This is a genomic window from Peptococcaceae bacterium, from assembly GCA_024655825.1.
Taxonomy (GTDB): Bacteria; Bacillota; Peptococcia; order DRI-13; family PHAD01; genus JANLFJ01.
The window spans coordinates 1-16,232 of the sequence record JANLFJ010000031.1; the positions used below are offsets into that span (position 1 = coordinate 1).

Sequence of the window (16,232 nt, forward strand, 5' to 3'; positions counted from 1 at the left end):
GCCTGAGAGCGGAAGTGAGTGTCAACACCAGGCAGGGCATCCCAACCGGCCGGAACAACCCCCAAGAAACGGACAGAGAAAGCAGGGGCTCCTGGGAGATCATCCCCTGGGCCAAAAAGAACGGTCTTGACCCCAACGAAGTGACCAGGGCGGGGTACGGCTTCGAAGTGAAAGTCAAGACGACATACCGGACCGACTGGGAGACGAAGGTGCCTGCTCCGGCGAGCCCGCACGGCGGCGAATACAGGGGGCCGGCCAGGGTGGTGGCCCAATTTTACGACACCAGGATGCGCTTTGCCGGGCAGGTGGACCTTGAGACGACGGGAGGCAGGCCTGGGGACAAAGAAACAACCTGGGAACTCCCCCTGAAAAGATTCGACTATTCCGACGGCACATACGCCTGGGAGAGGAAACACTACACCGCTGTCAGCGACCCGGACGGCCGTTACGGGGTGAGAGTCATCGTTTTCGACTGCGGCAAAAGCGGGCTGTCAATTTGCCGGGACAAATACGTGACTATCCACGGCGACCTGTACGACGACATCTACACCCGCCCGGCCGCCAAGGAGGAATATTACCATAATTAGCGGGTGAGGGAATGAAAATATCCTTCTGGATGATATCCGGCCTGTTTGTTTCCATCCTGATTATGGATGTAACAACCGTCTGGGCGACCCGCAATAAAATCGGGGTTGCCCTGGATATGGCTCTCGATGCGGCGATGGTCGGCGGTTTGCTGGAATACGACGCGAAAGGCGGGAAAAGCATTATTGACGAAAGCAAAGGTTATGCTCTTGCCGTGGGTTTTCTTAAAAATAATTTAAGGTTGAACGACCAACTGGAAAACGACTTGCTGAAAAATTCAAAATTTATAGCGACTATTGTTCAGGACGGGAATAAACCGAGAGGGAAAGTTTTATTCAGTACCGTCATCAAGGCAATGACACCGAAATTATTTGGAATGGAGGGCATCCCGGTCGTTATTACGAAGACCCGGTACCATCTCAGCAATTACAAGTAGTTTAGTGGAGGTGGTGTTTTGAAGCTGCTGCTGGCCACAAACCATCCCGAAATAGACGCCCTTGTGGAAAAACTTGAAACCGAAAAGGGTATAAAAGAGCTTGAAAAATTGCTGAAACAGGAGGGTTTTAACCGGTGGGTCAAGCCAATCCTTATTGTCGACCATGTGCTGTACAGGGAAAGGCTTATCGAAAAAGCGAAGGCGGCCCAGCCGGATGTTGTCCTATTGTACGACAGGCTGCCGGGTACCGTAGACCTGGAAATACTCCTGGAAGAACTTAGACTGGAAATAAAAAACAGCGAAGGTAAAGACAGCCGGGTTGTCTTTCTGACATCCCTTGAACAGGGTTCAACCCTTTTGCGAAAGGCCGTCGAGATTGGAGTATGGGATATTGTTTCAGGGAAAGACATTTACCCGCTTGATGTCATTCGCCGCATCTACCAGCCGGCAAATTACTCCGACGCCGCCCGCTTTCGACTTGCCTCCGACGACAAAAGCCATGTCAGGCTTGTGCCCAAATACGTGGAAAAAGAAAAAATAGTCGAGGTTCCGGTGATCAAAGAGGTTAAAGTTACGGAAGTGGTTGAAAAGACGGAATATGTGCGGGTCGGCAATGTGAAGGGGATAAAAGAAACAATACTGGTCTGGTCGCCTTTTGAATCAGGCAAGACGTTCCTTGCCGTTAACCTGGCGGCAGCCCTGGCTGGGTCGGGATTCAAGATCGTGTTGATTGATGCGGACCTCAAGAACAGGGCGCTGGAAAATTATTTCGACATGCAGCGAGAAGAGAAGTATGTGTTTTTAAAAGCGATGAAAAACCGGCTGAACCCGGAGGAAGTGCTTGGCAGCTGCCATGTATACAAGAAAAACCTCTACGTATTGACTCTCCCTTCCGGGAAAGCAGAGCTGCCGGAAGTGACGGCGGAAGATTTCTTTTTTCTTTACGATAACCTGCGCGGCGAAGCCGATCTTTTCGTTCTGGACGGGGATAAGAATTTAAAAAGCACGCTGGCCCAGTGCGCCCTGAAATTGTCTTCCCGGATCCTGCTGCCGGTTACTCTCGACCTGGTGCGTGCCCGGTTGTTAAGGGCAGCCCTGGGAGAGCTTACCGCCGCCGGCGTCCCTTTAAGCAAGCTGGAAATTGTTTTAAACATGCATGTCAAGACCGAGGCTCCCCGAAAGAAAGAGATCGAAGAGCTGCTTGGCTTTAAAATGCTGCCGGTTGATATTCCGGCCGTTTTCGATACCGCTTTCAAAAGCATATATGAAGGCGTTCCGGCCTTTGATGCAAGCGGCGCGCCAGGTGCGTTTGTCCAGGCCGTCAGCACGCTGGCGAACCACCTGTGCGGCGGCGAAATAAAGCGGGGCAAGCTGCAGGCAGCGCGAAAAAGGCTGTTCGGATTTTAAACTCAAAACAGCTTTGGGGAAAGGAGGACGGAGTTTGAGAAAACAGCGGCTTGCCCTTATCGTCCTAGGCCTGCTCATTTCTTTGGGGTCTGCCTGGTTCATGTACAGTTCAACGGAGCGTTTCGTGCAAAAGGCACCGGTGGTCGTGGCCTCCAGGGAAATAGAACCACTCGAAAGATTTACCCCGGAAAACGTCAGGGTGGTTTTCCTGCCGGCGCAATACGTGCTGCCCGGAGCCGTGACCACAGTGGACGCGGTTGCGGGCAGGCTGGCCGGGACGAGGTTGTATGAGGGCGAGCAGGTCCTGGGGGCCAAAATTGACCGGGAAGAAATTGTACCGGCGCAAGATGAGAGATACCTTTTTATTCCGTACAACAAGATCGTTTTGACGCCGGGGCAAAAAATAGACCTGTACCTTCTCTATAACTCCGAGAAATCGCCTTATGCAGGGGCTGAGAAAGTGCTTGCGGATAAGGTCGTGGCCTCCGTAATTAACGAAGCCGGCCAGGATATTCATCATGGAGCGAAGATAAACGAAATGAGCAAATTATCCGGGATTGAAATAATTGTTACGGAGGAAGAAATCAAATCGTACCTGGAAAAGGTTCGTTATGCCAAAGAGTATCTCGTCAGGCAAAAACAAGGGGGTTAAGCATGAAGGCCATCCTGGCTACCAATAATCATAAAATAGACCGTTATATCACGACGACTCACCAGGACATCCTGGTTTTGGCCCAGGTTTATGAGAGCGAAAGGTGTTTTGAATCCTTAAATATTCATAAACCTGACCTGGTTGTATTCAGCGACGCCCTTATTAAAACGCACTCTTGGGCCGGACAGCGGGAGGCGATCGAGAGGATAAAAGAAACTTCTCCCGGGGCCAGCCTGGTAGGCCTGTTCACCAGGAGGAAACTGACAAGCAGGCAGGAAAAAGAACTGCAGGACATGGGAATAAGGTACCTTTTTTCCCCCATCACCGGTCCTGACCTGAGCGTACTGCTTTACGATGTTGCCGCCCCGAAAAAATTCAACAAGAGTATTAAGCTGATTGCTGTCTGGTCCCCCAAGCCCGGAGACGGCGCCAGCCTGACCACGGAAGCGGTGGCCCAACTTTTATGGGCGAACAGGACTTACGACGAGGAGATGATTGGAGTTCTTGATTTTAATATCAGGACCCCTTCTTTGAAATACAGGTTTAAACTGGACGAAGCCAGGTTGATTGATGAGCTTCTTCCTTACATCGGGGGAGGGTTTTTGACCGCCGGTTTGCTGGAAAAGTATGCCCGGGCGGTCCAGAAAAAAAACGGGCTGCGGTTTGTTGGCGGCATCAGGAGGCCGGAGTTTTACAGCAAGTACCACCCGTCGTGTTTTAACGGGCTGTGCGAGGCGGCCGGCGATTTGTTCAGCAAGACAGTGATCGATGCGGGCAATGTCATTGACCATGCCGGGACAATTACCGCCTTGAAGAATGCCGACCTGGTTTTGGCCGTGCTGCAGCCGAACTATGTTTCCAAGCAGTGCTTAAAACACAGCCTGGGCTTGTTTCCCGCTTACGGCATTAATCCTCATAAGATTAAGGTGGTTATAAACCGGTTTTCGCCTGGGATCGACGATGCCCCGGAGTTGATTGCCTCCGGCCTGGATGTGGAAGTGATCGGGACGCTTAGCGACCTGGGTCCTGCGGCAAACATGATCGGCGACACTTCAGTTTTTGATGATGCCGCAAACAGGGCGGTATCTTCATACCTTGCTTCGCTAAACGAAATTTTGGAAAAATGCGGTTTGAGCACAGAAAAAGACAAGAAGAAGAAAGGCGGAATTTTTTCCAGGGTGTTTGTGAGATAAGGAGTGTTTGGTTATGCCGGATGGTCTGCAAAACCAGGGGTGCTTCAAACGAATAGAATATGAAGAAGTCTTGGAACTCACCACCAGGTATCTGGCGGACCCCCCGCTTGAAGCCGGGCTAAAAGAATTCCACAGCAGGATGTTGAATAACGCTGTGCGCCGGGATCCCTCGGCCAGGGAGTATATTAACCTGATGACGGACTGTTTTCTTGATACTGGCCCTTACCTTGTGGAGGGGATGACCCGGGAAGAACTGGTTAGGAAACTCTTCCAGGACATGTACGGGCTTGGGCCGATCGAACCCCTCATTGACGACCCGGAGATTCAAGAGGTTAATGTGAACGGTTATAACAATATATGGTACGAGAAAAACGGGTTGAAACGCAGGGCTGAGGGGATACAATTCGCCAGCGATGAGAAGCTTAAGCAGGTTATTGACCGGTGCCTGCCGGACAAGGAGGTAAACCGCCTGGCAACCTTCGCCCAGTCGAATTTCGATAATTCGCGCATCTATATCGGAATACCTCCGGTGGCCAGGGTCCCTTATCTCAATTACCGGAAGTTTTCCGTTTTCACGGCTTCGGAAGAGCAGTACCTGGCTACGGGAACCATCACCAAAGAGGCGCTTGAGATTCTAAAGCTCCTGGTTGGACACAGGGCCAACATCACCATTATTGGCCCGCAAAACGCGGGGAAAACAACACTGCTTTGTTTTCTTACCGATTATTACCCGCGGCATTTCCGGATCGGCGTGCTGGAAAGCCCTGATTTTGAGACTACCATCGAGCGGCGCCGGCCGGAAGGCAACGTCTTTTCTTTGAAAGCAGACGAAAAGCTGGGGGTTACGGAGCTGGACATTTTCAAACACGCCCTGCGGTTTTCCGCGGATGTCCTGATCATCCCGGAGGCTCGCGGCGCGGAAATGGAAGAAGTGCTGAAAGCGCAGCGGCGGGGCAACCGCGGCAGTATGACCACCGCCCACAGCATCTCGCCGGCCAACCTGGTCGATGACATGGTGTTGATGATTACGGAATCGGGAAAACAGTATCAACTTGACTTGTTGAAAATGATGGTGGCCAGGTCTTTGGACATCGTCATCGCCATGCATCATTTTCCGGACGGCAAACGCAAGGTGATCGGCATTTCGGAAGTGGATTATGAGGACGAGCAAAAAAGGGTAGTGATCAATGAAATTTTCAGGTGGGAAAAAAACACGCTGGTCCGCACAAATAATGTTTTACGGGAGGAATTGGTCTACAGCCTGCTCTTTCACGGCGCTTCCCTGGACGAACTCCGGCGGAAGGGGCTGGTTTGATGAACGGGCTGGGCTTACTGGTCTGCCTGGGTTGGGCTGTCGGCGTTTTTTTAATTGTTTATACCGCCGGTCTTTCGTTTTTGAAAAAAATGCGTTTTCGTCTCGTTTTCCAGAAGGATAAAAAAACGCAGAAGCATTTGCTGCTGGCCGGCAATCCGCGGGTAAAACGGTGGAAGGCATACATAGAGGAACACGCGGGATTGGCCGGTTTAAACTGGAGTTTCAACCGGTTCATGCTGTACTCGCTGGCTGCGTGTATTACTGGATCTTATCTTGCCGGCAAATATCTCCACAACATCTACGTTGTTATTCCGCTGGGGTTTGGCTTTTCGCTGCTGCCGGGAATACTCCTCGATTTTTTTATCAACAGGAAACAGCGCCTGCTGGAAAAACAGCTGATTGCCGCGGTTCAGCACTTTATTTCCGAGTACGGAACGCTGCCCAATATTGTTTCTTCCTTGAACAACATTTTGCCGGTAATTGATTACCCGCTTTTTGAAGAGTTGGACCGCTTGATCAGGGAACTGAACAGCGGCAGGTCCAGCGAAGCGGCCCTTTTCTCTTTTGCCGCCAGGATAAACAGCCGCTGGGCTTACCGCTTCGCGCATATCCTCAATTTGAGGATAAACAGGGGCGTTGACATCAACGCGATGCTCTTTAACCTTTACATGGATATGAAAACCCGGCTTGTAAAGGAGAAGGAACGCGGCATGGAAACCATCGGCGTCAGGATGGAGAGCTATCTCATGTATTTGTTTATCCCGGTGATGTACGCTTTTTCCGCAAAGATTAACCCTGAGGCCCATTACTTGATGACCCGCACCGCCGGGGGCAGGCTGATGATGTTTGCGGCCGCTCTTTTGCTTGTGGCCGGCATTTTTTTCAACCTTCGCCTGGGCAGTTCGAGGATAAAATAGAAAGGCGGGTGAACAATGATCGCCGCGGCGCTTTTCGCTTTAGGGATAGCCTTGTTGTTTGCGGGGCTGTTTGTCGTGAAGAGGACAAGCCGCTTCCGGGAAGATCTGTTTGCTGCCAGGAGAAAACGTCTCCTCGGCATGATGCGCCCCTTGCTCTACCTCAGTCCTTGGCAAAGGCTGGCAGGCTGCGGCAGGCTTCATTCCACGGCCGGGCTCGAGGACCTCTTAACCAGGGCAGGCAACCCAGGGGGCATAAAGGCCCGCCATATTCTGCTGGCCCGTGCCGTTTCGCTGGTTTTGGCAGTGCTGGCGCCGGCCGCTTATTACGGTTTTTTTGCCGTTTCCCAGTCGGCCCGGCATCTCGTTTCTTCCGGCGGTTTGTCCGTTTTTGAGAACCCGCCAACGGCGGCGCCGGCGGCAGCCGTTTTCATTTTCGCCGCGGCGGCGTTTTATGCTCCGGGGCTGATTATACTGGCGATGGTAAAACGCAGGGAAATGATCGTCCTCTCCGAACAGGGATTGTTCACGGAGATAGTATTCATTTCTTTGAGAGCAAAATTAAGTTTGCGGGACTCCATAATGGAAGCCGCCAAAACAACCGTATATTTAAAACCTTATCTTGCCGCATGTCTCAATGAGTGGCACACCAGCAAGGAAAGGGCCTTAAGCAACCTTAAACAGTCGGTCGCGGTTCCCGGTTTCCAGGTCGTCATCGACCTGTTGCTGCAGGCTGCTTCGGTAGGAGACGAGAGAATCGCCGGTTTTCTGGAAGAGAACAAAAAGCTGGAGGAAGAGCTCAAAAACATAGACATCTCGGCAAAGTCGAAAATCAGGCCCCTGGTCATGACCGTTCAAATGGTTTTCCCCTTTTTAATCCTGCTTATTGTTTTGTTTTACCCTCTGATCACGCAAGTTGAACTCCTGATCTACAGTTTTTAACCAGGAAAGGTGGTGAGGGCGATGGTGGGCAAATTTTTTAGAACGAAAAGAGGCAGTATCATTGAGAACATTATTTATCTTATCATTATCGGCGCGCTCAGCTTTACCTTTTACTCCACAAAGTTCAAGACGCCGATGGAATCGCAAATGAATTCACTTAACGAAAAAATCCAAACCTGGACGAGTTCGGAATGAAAGAATGCCAAAAGGAGGTTGACCGGGTTGGCGGTTCTCAATCGTTTTTTTCCAGCCTTAAAGGCAATATGATCCAGGTCTTGCTGGCGATTGTCATCATGGGAGCGCTGAGCTATGCTTTTTGGAACAGCTGGCAGGACGGGATCAAAAACGCCGGGAGCAGTATCAGGTTAAAAATTGAAACGGATGACTGGCTGTCCAAGCAGTAAAAAAAGAGGTGGAAAACAATGCTGACCAAGGTGGTTTCGTTTTTGAAGGGGGAAAAAGGCTATCTCATGCTGGAAGCGGTAATCGCCATACTCATGATTGGGGCGGTGACCTTTTTTGTCGTTAACTCCGATCTTTTACCCGGACTAAGGGCAAAGTGGGAGATGCAGAGCGATATTATCCAAAACAACTGGCTCAATTAGGGGATATAATATGCTGTTGAAGCGTTTCTGCAAAGAGCAAAAAGGCCACGTCTTGCTGCAGGCGATGCTCATCATCCCCATGCTGTACCTGGCCCTGTTTTTGCCTTTCGGTTTTTCCGTGGCCCAGCATAAAAGAAGCGTTTTAAATGACGTCCTGGACATGGCTTTGCAAAAAGCCGCGGTGGAAGGCGGGATAACGGCGCCGGTAAGGCAGGAGATCATTGAAACGTTGAGGGTCAGGGGCTTCAACCCGGATGTTGTTACGATTGAACCCGGAGGGTACATTCAAAAGCTGCGCGGGGAAACAATCAGCATTACAATTTCGGTACCGGGGAGTATAGATTCTTTAAACGGGGTGAAAGCGATCGGGGGAACACCGCCTCCCGCCGGCTGGCGGATTACCGCTTCGGGGAGCATTATGAGCGAAAAAATACCGTAGAGGAGGGAGTTGAGTTATTTTTAAATCAGCGCGCGTATTTATGCGCAACGAAAGAGGCTTTATGCTTTTGTCATTGCTCATGTTAATACCCCTCTTTTGGCTGCTCTGGTGTTTGACGCTTGACGGCGCCAACGCCAGGTACACTTCGGCAAGAGTGAAAATGTCCTTAAACCGGGCGGTCAAGGGAGCCGTTGCGGCTGTAAACATGGACGCGCTGGCGGGCGGTGTGGTGGAGATAGACGAAGCAAGCGCCCGCGCCGTTTTTGACAGCCTGCTGCGGGATAACCTTAATCTTAATCTCGACTTTTCGCCCGCGCAGGATTCCCCCCTGCTGGCCGCTCCCTCCGTCCTGGTGTTTTACGTTTGCCAGGGTCCCGATTACCCGTATGTCTTCAACACGGTCATGGGCCTTTCTTATACCTTCAATAATCCGGGGGTGCTGGCCGTGATCAGGGCCAGGTGCAGGCACAGGTTCATGGGCGGCTTTGAGCAGGAGATATATGCGTATTCGGCCGCCGAGATTAAAAGATAGCATTACAGAAGGATGGTGATCGTTTGGAAAGATGCTGGCGCATTCTTTCACTGGCACCGCTCCTTTTTTTAAACAGCGCTATGGTTTTTGCCGCCGCTTACATCGATGACAGTTTCAATGACCTGGGCCAGGTGGATACTGTCCATACCACGGCGGAAGTGGATACCGCCAACGGATGGGTGACCCTTTCCCGCTTGAATATGGCCAATTCTCTGCTTCTTTATGCCGAAAGCCGTGACCTGACCCTGGTAAACGGCGACGCGGTGGAAACATACCAGCCGTCCGGCGGGTTGATGGTCAAAAACAGCGCTCTTTCCGTCAACGGCGGTCTAAAAAGTCCGGTCAGCATTTCCGGGCACAGCCCGGGCGAGTACCTGGTGCTGGAAAAAGGAAGCAGGGAAGCCGTTTACTACCAGTATGACGGTACGGGCATGATGAAAAACGGTTCTTTGGGCGTCAGCTTGTTAAACAACCCCCTGGCCATGTCTGCAGGCGCCGGCTACGATTTTTCGCTTCTCGACGGCAGTGCGGTTAAGTCGTACAGCTTTGACGGGGGCGGCTTCGTGTTAAACGACCAACTGAGCATCAATCTGGAAGGGGCGAGAGCTGTCGGCATTTCGGCCGGGGCCGGTTCTGGCGAATACAGCGTGGTGGACGGACTGAACAAAAAGATGCTGAGCTATGTCTGGAACGGATCGGCCATGGAAAAAAGCGAAGCCCTCAGTATAGAAACCGGCCTGACCTCTCCCCGGAGCGTTTCCAGGGACGGCAATTTGTTTTTCGTGGCGGACGACAGCGGGGTCAAAGCGTTTAATTATGACGGCTCTCGTCTTTTAGCCAATCCCTTTTTGTCTGTCGAGGGGCTGTCAACTCCGCTGGCGGTCGCCGTGAAACCCGGCGGTCTTGAATATGCGGTTTTACAGTACGACGAAAGCAGCCGTCTGGCCGTAAGTTACTATGCCTTTGACGGCTTGGAGATGAGGGAAGTCCCGGCGCTCCGCGTCTCCGGCCTTTCAGGTGTCCCGTACGACAATGACCAGCTGCTGGTAGGAAAAGGGGTCACGGCTGCCCGCGGTGTCTCCGGATTGAAGCTGACCGCCGAAACGGAGTTGCCCACTGGGACTGAGATTGCCTGGGAGACGACGGTTGACGGCGTGACCTGGAAAGAAATATTGAATAACGGCCCGGCGGTAAGGTTCGATACTCCCGGGACAAAACCCAATTACAGGGCCGTACTTAAGACAAGCGACATTACGCTTTCGCCTAAAATATTCAGCGTTTGCCTGTCGGATGCCTCCCTGGCGGTCGATAACATGAAGATAGTGAATATCGTGGGCCCGGAAATACCCGGCAATCCTCCTCTCCCGACAGGCCAGCCCGTGAAGATATGGGCGGGGTACAACGTGACCTTCCAGGTGGAGACGAGAGGCGGCGCCGAACTGGTGAGCGCATCCATACACGCGGCGGGCGTTCCGGCGATCAATTTGAGCTGCGAGCCTTTATTCCCGGCAGGCAGCGATAACAACACCTGGCAGGGAACCTTTCACACGCCCGTTGACGTGCCCCGGGGAACCCTTTTGGAGATGGACGTTACGGCCGGCAAAGGAGCCGGCCAGGCTTTCGCCTCATACCCCGGTTTTGCGGAGATTTACGCTTCGGCCCTGGAAAACCACCTGATCCATTTAACCCACTGAGATGGAGGAGTGTATAGGGTGTGAAAAGACCAGCTTATCTTTTGTTCTTCATGATTATTCTTCCTATGCTGTTCCAGGCCCGCGCAGACTGTGCCGGCGATTACGGGAACGGTTCGGCCGGCGACATTACAATCACGGCGGCCAAAAACTTAAGCAGCTACAGCAACAAAAACTTCCGGAACCTCACCATCGAGGCCGGGGGCAACCTGGTCGTCGATACGGAGGCGACCGTTTTCGTGTCGCAAACCCTGACCGTGAGAAACGGCGGGCGGATAACCAGCGCAAACGGTTCAAACGGCTATTATCAGTATGACTATTCTATTGAGGGTTACAGGACTTACAGTCCCACCCAGGGCAAAAACATAACCATCAACGCCGCCAATATCGTTGTTTCGGCCGGGGCGGACCTTGCCGCTGGCACCGGCGGCAAGGGGTATCCCGGGTACAGCGGCGGAAGCGGGACCTGGGGTCCCGGCAGCGGCGCCCAGGGAGGCGGTATAGATTTATATTTCGAGACCCTGACCGTAGACAATGCCGCAATCGTTTCAGGCAACGGCGGGCCGGCCGGCGACAACCAAATCTACCGGTACAGCTCCGGCGGGGGCGGCAGTTCAGGCCACGTGGGCCTGCACGGGGGAACGATAAGCCTAGTTAACGGGGCGAGGATAGAAACGGGCACGGGAGGAAACGGCCAGCACGCCACCTCATGCTGGGTGCAGGACGGCGGATCGGTATCGGCAGGGCCGGCGGGTTCAAGCGGCAGCATCAGCCTGGAGGGGACCACCTTGACCGTTGACGCCGCCAGTTCCATCAAAACGGGGCTACCCGGCACGCCGGGGACCGGGTATCCTTATTCAGGCGGCACCAGCGCGGGGGCCTATGCCGGCGCCGCCGGTTCTTCCGGAAACATCAACCTAAGCAACTTCAGCGCCGTCGACATCTTCGGCCTGGTCCGGACCGGAAACGGCGGCAGCGGCACATACGGCAGCCTGAATTATTATTCCTACGGCGCGAGCGGCGGGAACGCCGGGACGATAAGCATAACCGGCGCCGGTACGGCGCTGCGGGTTCATTCGACCGGGAGGATCGCGGGCGGCACGGGCGGCAGCGGCGGCACTCCCGCCAGTGCTGGGCCGGGCGGGGCCGGGGGCAAAGGCGGGGATGTCGTCGTTTCCGTTTCCCGGCTTGTCCTGGATCCCGGTTCCCTGGTCTGCGCGGGTGCAGGCGGCGCAGGCGGCAACGGCAAAGACGTTTCCAGCTACGTCAACTGCGCGGGCGGCGCGGGCGGCGCCGGGGGCAGCGTTACGCTCGCCGTTTCCGGGGCAATCGACAAAGGCAACGAAATAAACATCAAAACCGGCCCGGGAGGAAACGGGGGCGATTGGGGCGGATACTACACATACAATGAATACTCAGGTTACACCTACTATTTTTGCGGCGGTAGCGGGGGCAAGGGAGGCAGCGCCGTCGTAAACCTCCCTGCCGGCATTGCCGCCCTTTCCAACCACCTGGTGGAAACAGCGGGCGGCGGGGCCGGCCACAATATTACCTACAATTACACCAACCAGTACTGCACGAAATATTACTACCCGGGCACGGGCGGGGCCACCGGCGACCTGACCGTTAACGCGGCCGGCGACCTTGCCCTGAACGGCCCGCGCGTGTTTACCTTTTCCAGGCCGGGAAGCGGCAATGTCTGGACGCCGAACCCCGCGGTGAAATCGAACAACGGCAGCAGCGGCAGCTGCACGTTCAACGTGGCCGGTCAATTGAACATCGCCGCGGACAACGCCGTTTTTTTCGACGACATGGCTTACGGCGGGTACGACGCGGCGAACAGTTCCTCATTGACCATCAACTGCACGAACATAGTTTTCAACTGTAACAGGCCGATCAAGTGGTCCAACGTTTCCGGGGGGACACTGGGCATAACAACGGACCTGCGGCAGTTTCCCTACACCCACGAGCAGCTGACGGGGTTCACGAAAGACTCTGCCCAGACCATTGCCAGCCACATCTACAAATTCACCTGGACGAACACGGCCGATTTGTTCTGCGACATACCGCAGGACGGCTTCCAGGTCAGCCAGGACGTGTCCTTTACCCTGGACGAGACGATCTACAACCGGTTTCTCAAGCTGTTCACCAGCGTCAGGAGGTACAAGTCCGAGGACGGCGGCACCAACTGGCAGGAGATCACTTCCGGGCCCATGACCCGCACCTGGACCTGGAGCGCGCCGGCCACGGTCAAAGGGAACAGCAGGCTGAAGATAGGGGTCACCCCATACGGGTTTGCGGCGGGGGTTTCCGAAATATGGCTGAACGGCGTAAAGCTGAACACCTACTGGACCCCGACCGCCGCCAACCCCCCGGCGATTGTCAGCTACAACTACGCCATCCTGGGCACCGACGTCGGCGTGCCCACCGTTACCCTGACCGTGAACGGCAACGAGGAAATAACGGAAAACCCGGTACTGAACGTATGCATCAATGCCGTAGATAACGTGACAAAGGCGGAAAACCTTAAATACTACATCAGCCACAACAACGGGCTGGGCCTGACGTCAATTCCTTATTCCGGCATTTCCAGCTACAGTTACGACCTTTCCGGGTTCTGCGCCGGCGGAAATGCGCCTTCGGGATACTACAAGCTTATGGTCAAGGTTATCGACGAATCTTTTAATACCGGGATCGCCACCCGGACCATATATTATTTAAAAACGGAAGACAAACCGGCCCAGCCGATAGAGGCTTCAGCAGGCAATCAGGGCGGTTTCGTCGTTAAAGACTGGTCCGGGGCAAACAACCTTACGGCAATAGACTATGAAGGCCAAACAGCCTTTGTGGCGAACAAAAACAGCGCGGAACTGGATTTTGCTTCCGCGCCGTACCCGTATTATCAGATTCGGATTAATGAAAACGGCTACGGGCCGGTAACCGCCAGAACGGTGAAAAGAAAACTGCGCCTGCCTCCGGGGGAAGGGGTTCATATCATTGATGTTCGCTACTGCAATGAGGACAGGATCCCCGGAGAAGAGCAGCAGTTTGCGCTTATTGTCGACAGCACGCCGCCTGCGCTGTCGATCAGAGCCGACGGCGGAGCCGCGGCAACAGGGTCGACCTCTATCCGGTTGAGGGTGACGGTATCCGACAATATTTCGCCGCTGGCCAATCTTAAGTTCAGCTTCGATCGGGTCAACTGGGACGTGGTGTTGAGCAACGGCTGCGTCACCAAGAGCAGGTTGGTCCCCGGACTTAACTACATCACCCTTTATGCCAGGGACGAAGGCGGCAACATTGGGCAGGCCACCTGTTCCATCTGGAAATTATGAGAGGGGAGGTTGAAGTCATCTGGTAAACACGCTGGTTGTTTGCCTGGCCACGGCGGCAGCCGTCATTACCGATCTTCGCACGAGGACCATCTACCGAAGGTTGACTATACCCGTGTTTTTGCTGGGCTTGGCCTGGACGGCAGCGCCTTTAGCCCGGCTTTTCCCGGAGATTACTTGTGACCTGCGGGGGCTGTTTTTGCTGATTAAAATATTGTGGACCTGGCTGGGACCAAGCCTGCTGGTGGCAGTTTATTCCATATTTCTCTTCTGGCTGGGAATTCTTGACGGGGGTGACGGACAGTTTCTCATTGCCATCACTCCCTGGTGCGGCGGCAGCCTGATGCTGAAGATTGCCTGGTTCTTTTACCCTGCGGCGTTCGTCTATCTTTTCCTTTATTTGTTGTATACATACAGGTTCGACCTGAAGACGTTGCTTTTGGACCAGGGCAGGGACCTTGTTTTGATGCTGAGGTGCTGGCCGATCATTTTGGCCAATATTAAGAACCGTGAAAACCATGTGCTGGTGAAGAACATACCTTATTCCAGCGGCAGGTTCGAAAGGCCTCCCGGCATGGTGGCGATAGGCGCCGCCGTTCTGCTGGGCCTTGTGTTTTAGAAAATCTATTGGAGCGAGACAAGGGGGGATTGAGATGGAAATCGGCAAGATCGCCGAAATTATTGACCGGATGCGGGATAACAACAGCATCATTAATAAAAGAATGCTGGAAAAGGAAGACGTCTTGAAGGAACTGGCGCGTGTCCAGCAAAAGCTTGCCTCCCTGGAACAGGACATCCTCAGGTTGAACCTCGAACAGCAGCGGCTTGATGTTGAAATCAGGCCCCTGATGGCGGATTATCTCCAGAGTAATGTTTGGCAGGATGCCGGCGATGATGTTCTCGCTTAGGTAAACAATTATATTGCAATTACGGAAACCATGTAATAGAATTATCATGTAACCTGAAGACAATTGAATAAGCTTAAGCTTTCAAGGTGCCCTTTTAAAGGGAGAATAGGGAAGCCGGTGCAAATCCGGCGCGGACCCACCACTGTAAACGGTGACGAATCCCCATCAATTCCGGCGAGAGCCGGCGGCCACTGTGCATGACACGGGAAGGCGGGGAAGAGGATGAACCGTAAGCCAGGAGACCTGCCTGAAAGCGCGTGAACGCGTCCGAAGGGGATGTAAGCGGTCACGGTTTAAGCGGCTTTTAAGATGGGGAAAGGTCTCTTGGCTAATGCTAAAGAGACCTTCAGTTTTTGTCAAACAGCTTCTTTACGTTCCTTCCATACTCCGCCCCAGCGGGGCGCCTTTTTACAAGACGGCGGTTTGCTGCCTTCAAATACATTTAATAAAAGCGAGAAGAAAAGGAGGAATAATTATGGCGAAAAAAGGCTGCTTGTGGAAAAGAACGGCTGGCTGCGCGGCACTGCTTGCGGTTGTTATCGTGTTGCTGCCCAGGCCGGTTATGGCCATGCACATTATGGAAGGTTTTCTGCCCTTGAAATGGTCGGTTTTCTGGACGGCGGCCAGCCTGCCCTTTGTCGTCCTGGGGGCGGTTTCCATTTCCCGCCGGCTGGCCCAAAACCCGGAGCTTAAACTCCTGCTTGGAGCAGCGGGGGCGTTTACTTTTGTCCTGTCGGCTTTAAAGATCCCCTCCGTGACGGGCAGCAGTTCTCATCCCACCGGGGTTGGACTTGGCGCCGCCCTGTTCGGTCCTTTGACCATGAGCGTGCTGGGGGCCATAGTCCTGTTTTTTCAGGCTGTTTTGCTGGCGCACGGCGGGCTGACCACCCTGGGGGCCAATACTTTTTCCATGGCTGTTGCCGGGCCGTTTATGGCGTACGGCACATACCGCCTGGCCGTCAAATTACGCGCTTCCAGGGGGGCGGCGGTTTTTTTGGCTGCCTTTGCCGGGGATTTGATAACCTACGTGGTTACTTCGCTCCAGCTGGCCCTGGCTTTCCCTTCGCAGCAGGGCGGGGTCATGGCCTCGGCGCTCAAGTTCCTGGGGATTTTTGCCGTAACCCAGCTTCCCCTGGCGGTAAGCGAAGGGCTGCTGACGGTGGTCGTTTTCAATTTCCTGGTCTCGTACAGCGGCCAGGAGCTGCTGATTTTGGAAAAAGACAACTTCTGAGCAAGCCTGTTGTTAATCTTAAAACAGCAGACCTTTCCTGAAGAAAAAAC

18 protein-coding genes and 1 riboswitch are annotated in these 16,232 nt (G+C 53.7%); all 18 genes read left to right on the top strand.

What is annotated here, in order from left to right:
• On the top strand, positions 1-587 hold a 587-nt coding region (locus NUV48_11535; GenBank protein MCR4442768.1), incomplete at its 5' end, for a hypothetical protein.
• An 11-nt stretch (positions 588-598) separates the two neighbouring features.
• Positions 599-1,021, top strand: a complete 423-nt coding sequence (locus NUV48_11540; GenBank protein MCR4442769.1) for a hypothetical protein — start codon at positions 599-601, stop codon at positions 1,019-1,021.
• 18 nt (positions 1,022-1,039) lie between these two features.
• Entirely contained in the window at positions 1,040-2,428 is a 1,389-nt protein-coding gene (locus NUV48_11545) for a hypothetical protein (GenBank protein MCR4442770.1), read from the top strand.
• A 34-nt stretch (positions 2,429-2,462) separates the two neighbouring features.
• The gene (locus NUV48_11550) at positions 2,463-3,080 is read left to right on the top strand and encodes an SAF domain-containing protein (GenBank protein ID MCR4442771.1); all 618 of its coding nucleotides are present in this window, start codon (positions 2,463-2,465) and stop codon (positions 3,078-3,080) included.
• Between the two features lie 2 nt (positions 3,081-3,082).
• Complete coding sequence (locus tag NUV48_11555) at positions 3,083-4,273, top strand: hypothetical protein (protein MCR4442772.1); 1,191 nt, start codon at positions 3,083-3,085, stop codon at positions 4,271-4,273.
• 13 nt (positions 4,274-4,286) lie between these two features.
• On the top strand, positions 4,287-5,588 hold the full coding sequence (locus tag NUV48_11560; GenBank protein MCR4442773.1) for an ATPase, T2SS/T4P/T4SS family: 1,302 nt from the start codon (positions 4,287-4,289) through the stop codon (positions 5,586-5,588).
• Complete coding sequence (locus tag NUV48_11565) at positions 5,588-6,505, top strand: hypothetical protein (protein ID MCR4442774.1); 918 nt, start codon at positions 5,588-5,590, stop codon at positions 6,503-6,505. The genes NUV48_11560 and NUV48_11565 overlap by 1 nt, the downstream gene beginning before the upstream one ends.
• A gap of 15 nt (positions 6,506-6,520) precedes the next feature.
• Positions 6,521-7,444 carry a hypothetical protein gene (locus tag NUV48_11570; protein MCR4442775.1) on the top strand — a complete coding sequence of 308 codons (924 nt, stop codon included), beginning with the start codon at positions 6,521-6,523 and terminating at the stop codon, positions 7,442-7,444.
• Positions 7,445-7,465: 21 nt separating this feature from the next.
• Positions 7,466-7,639 (top strand): hypothetical protein, encoded by a 174-nt coding sequence (locus tag NUV48_11575; protein MCR4442776.1) that lies wholly within the window; start codon positions 7,466-7,468, stop codon positions 7,637-7,639.
• A complete protein-coding gene (locus NUV48_11580) occupies positions 7,636-7,848 on the top strand; it encodes a hypothetical protein (protein ID MCR4442777.1) in 213 nt (70 codons plus the stop codon). The genes NUV48_11575 and NUV48_11580 overlap by 4 nt, the downstream gene beginning before the upstream one ends.
• A gap of 18 nt (positions 7,849-7,866) precedes the next feature.
• Positions 7,867-8,049: a hypothetical protein gene (locus NUV48_11585; GenBank protein MCR4442778.1), complete on the top strand. Its 183-nt coding sequence runs from the start codon at positions 7,867-7,869 to the stop codon at positions 8,047-8,049.
• 10 nt (positions 8,050-8,059) lie between these two features.
• Positions 8,060-8,488: a hypothetical protein gene (locus NUV48_11590; protein ID MCR4442779.1), complete on the top strand. Its 429-nt coding sequence runs from the start codon at positions 8,060-8,062 to the stop codon at positions 8,486-8,488.
• A 61-nt stretch (positions 8,489-8,549) separates the two neighbouring features.
• Entirely contained in the window at positions 8,550-9,020 is a 471-nt protein-coding gene (locus NUV48_11595; GenBank protein MCR4442780.1) for a hypothetical protein, read from the top strand.
• Positions 9,021-9,043: 23 nt separating this feature from the next.
• A complete protein-coding gene (locus NUV48_11600) occupies positions 9,044-10,714 on the top strand; it encodes a hypothetical protein (protein MCR4442781.1) in 1,671 nt (556 codons plus the stop codon).
• A gap of 20 nt (positions 10,715-10,734) precedes the next feature.
• Positions 10,735-14,046, top strand: coding sequence for a hypothetical protein (locus NUV48_11605; protein MCR4442782.1), 3,312 nt, complete (start codon positions 10,735-10,737; stop codon positions 14,044-14,046).
• A gap of 43 nt (positions 14,047-14,089) precedes the next feature.
• A complete protein-coding gene (locus NUV48_11610) occupies positions 14,090-14,662 on the top strand; it encodes a hypothetical protein (protein ID MCR4442783.1) in 573 nt (190 codons plus the stop codon).
• A gap of 34 nt (positions 14,663-14,696) precedes the next feature.
• Positions 14,697-14,951, top strand: coding sequence for a hypothetical protein (locus NUV48_11615; protein ID MCR4442784.1), 255 nt, complete (start codon positions 14,697-14,699; stop codon positions 14,949-14,951).
• 67 nt (positions 14,952-15,018) lie between these two features.
• Positions 15,019-15,217: riboswitch (cobalamin riboswitch) on the top strand.
• 209 nt (positions 15,218-15,426) lie between these two features.
• The gene (locus NUV48_11620) at positions 15,427-16,182 is read left to right on the top strand and encodes an energy-coupling factor ABC transporter permease (GenBank protein ID MCR4442785.1); all 756 of its coding nucleotides are present in this window, start codon (positions 15,427-15,429) and stop codon (positions 16,180-16,182) included.
• Positions 16,183-16,232 lie beyond the last annotated feature (50 nt).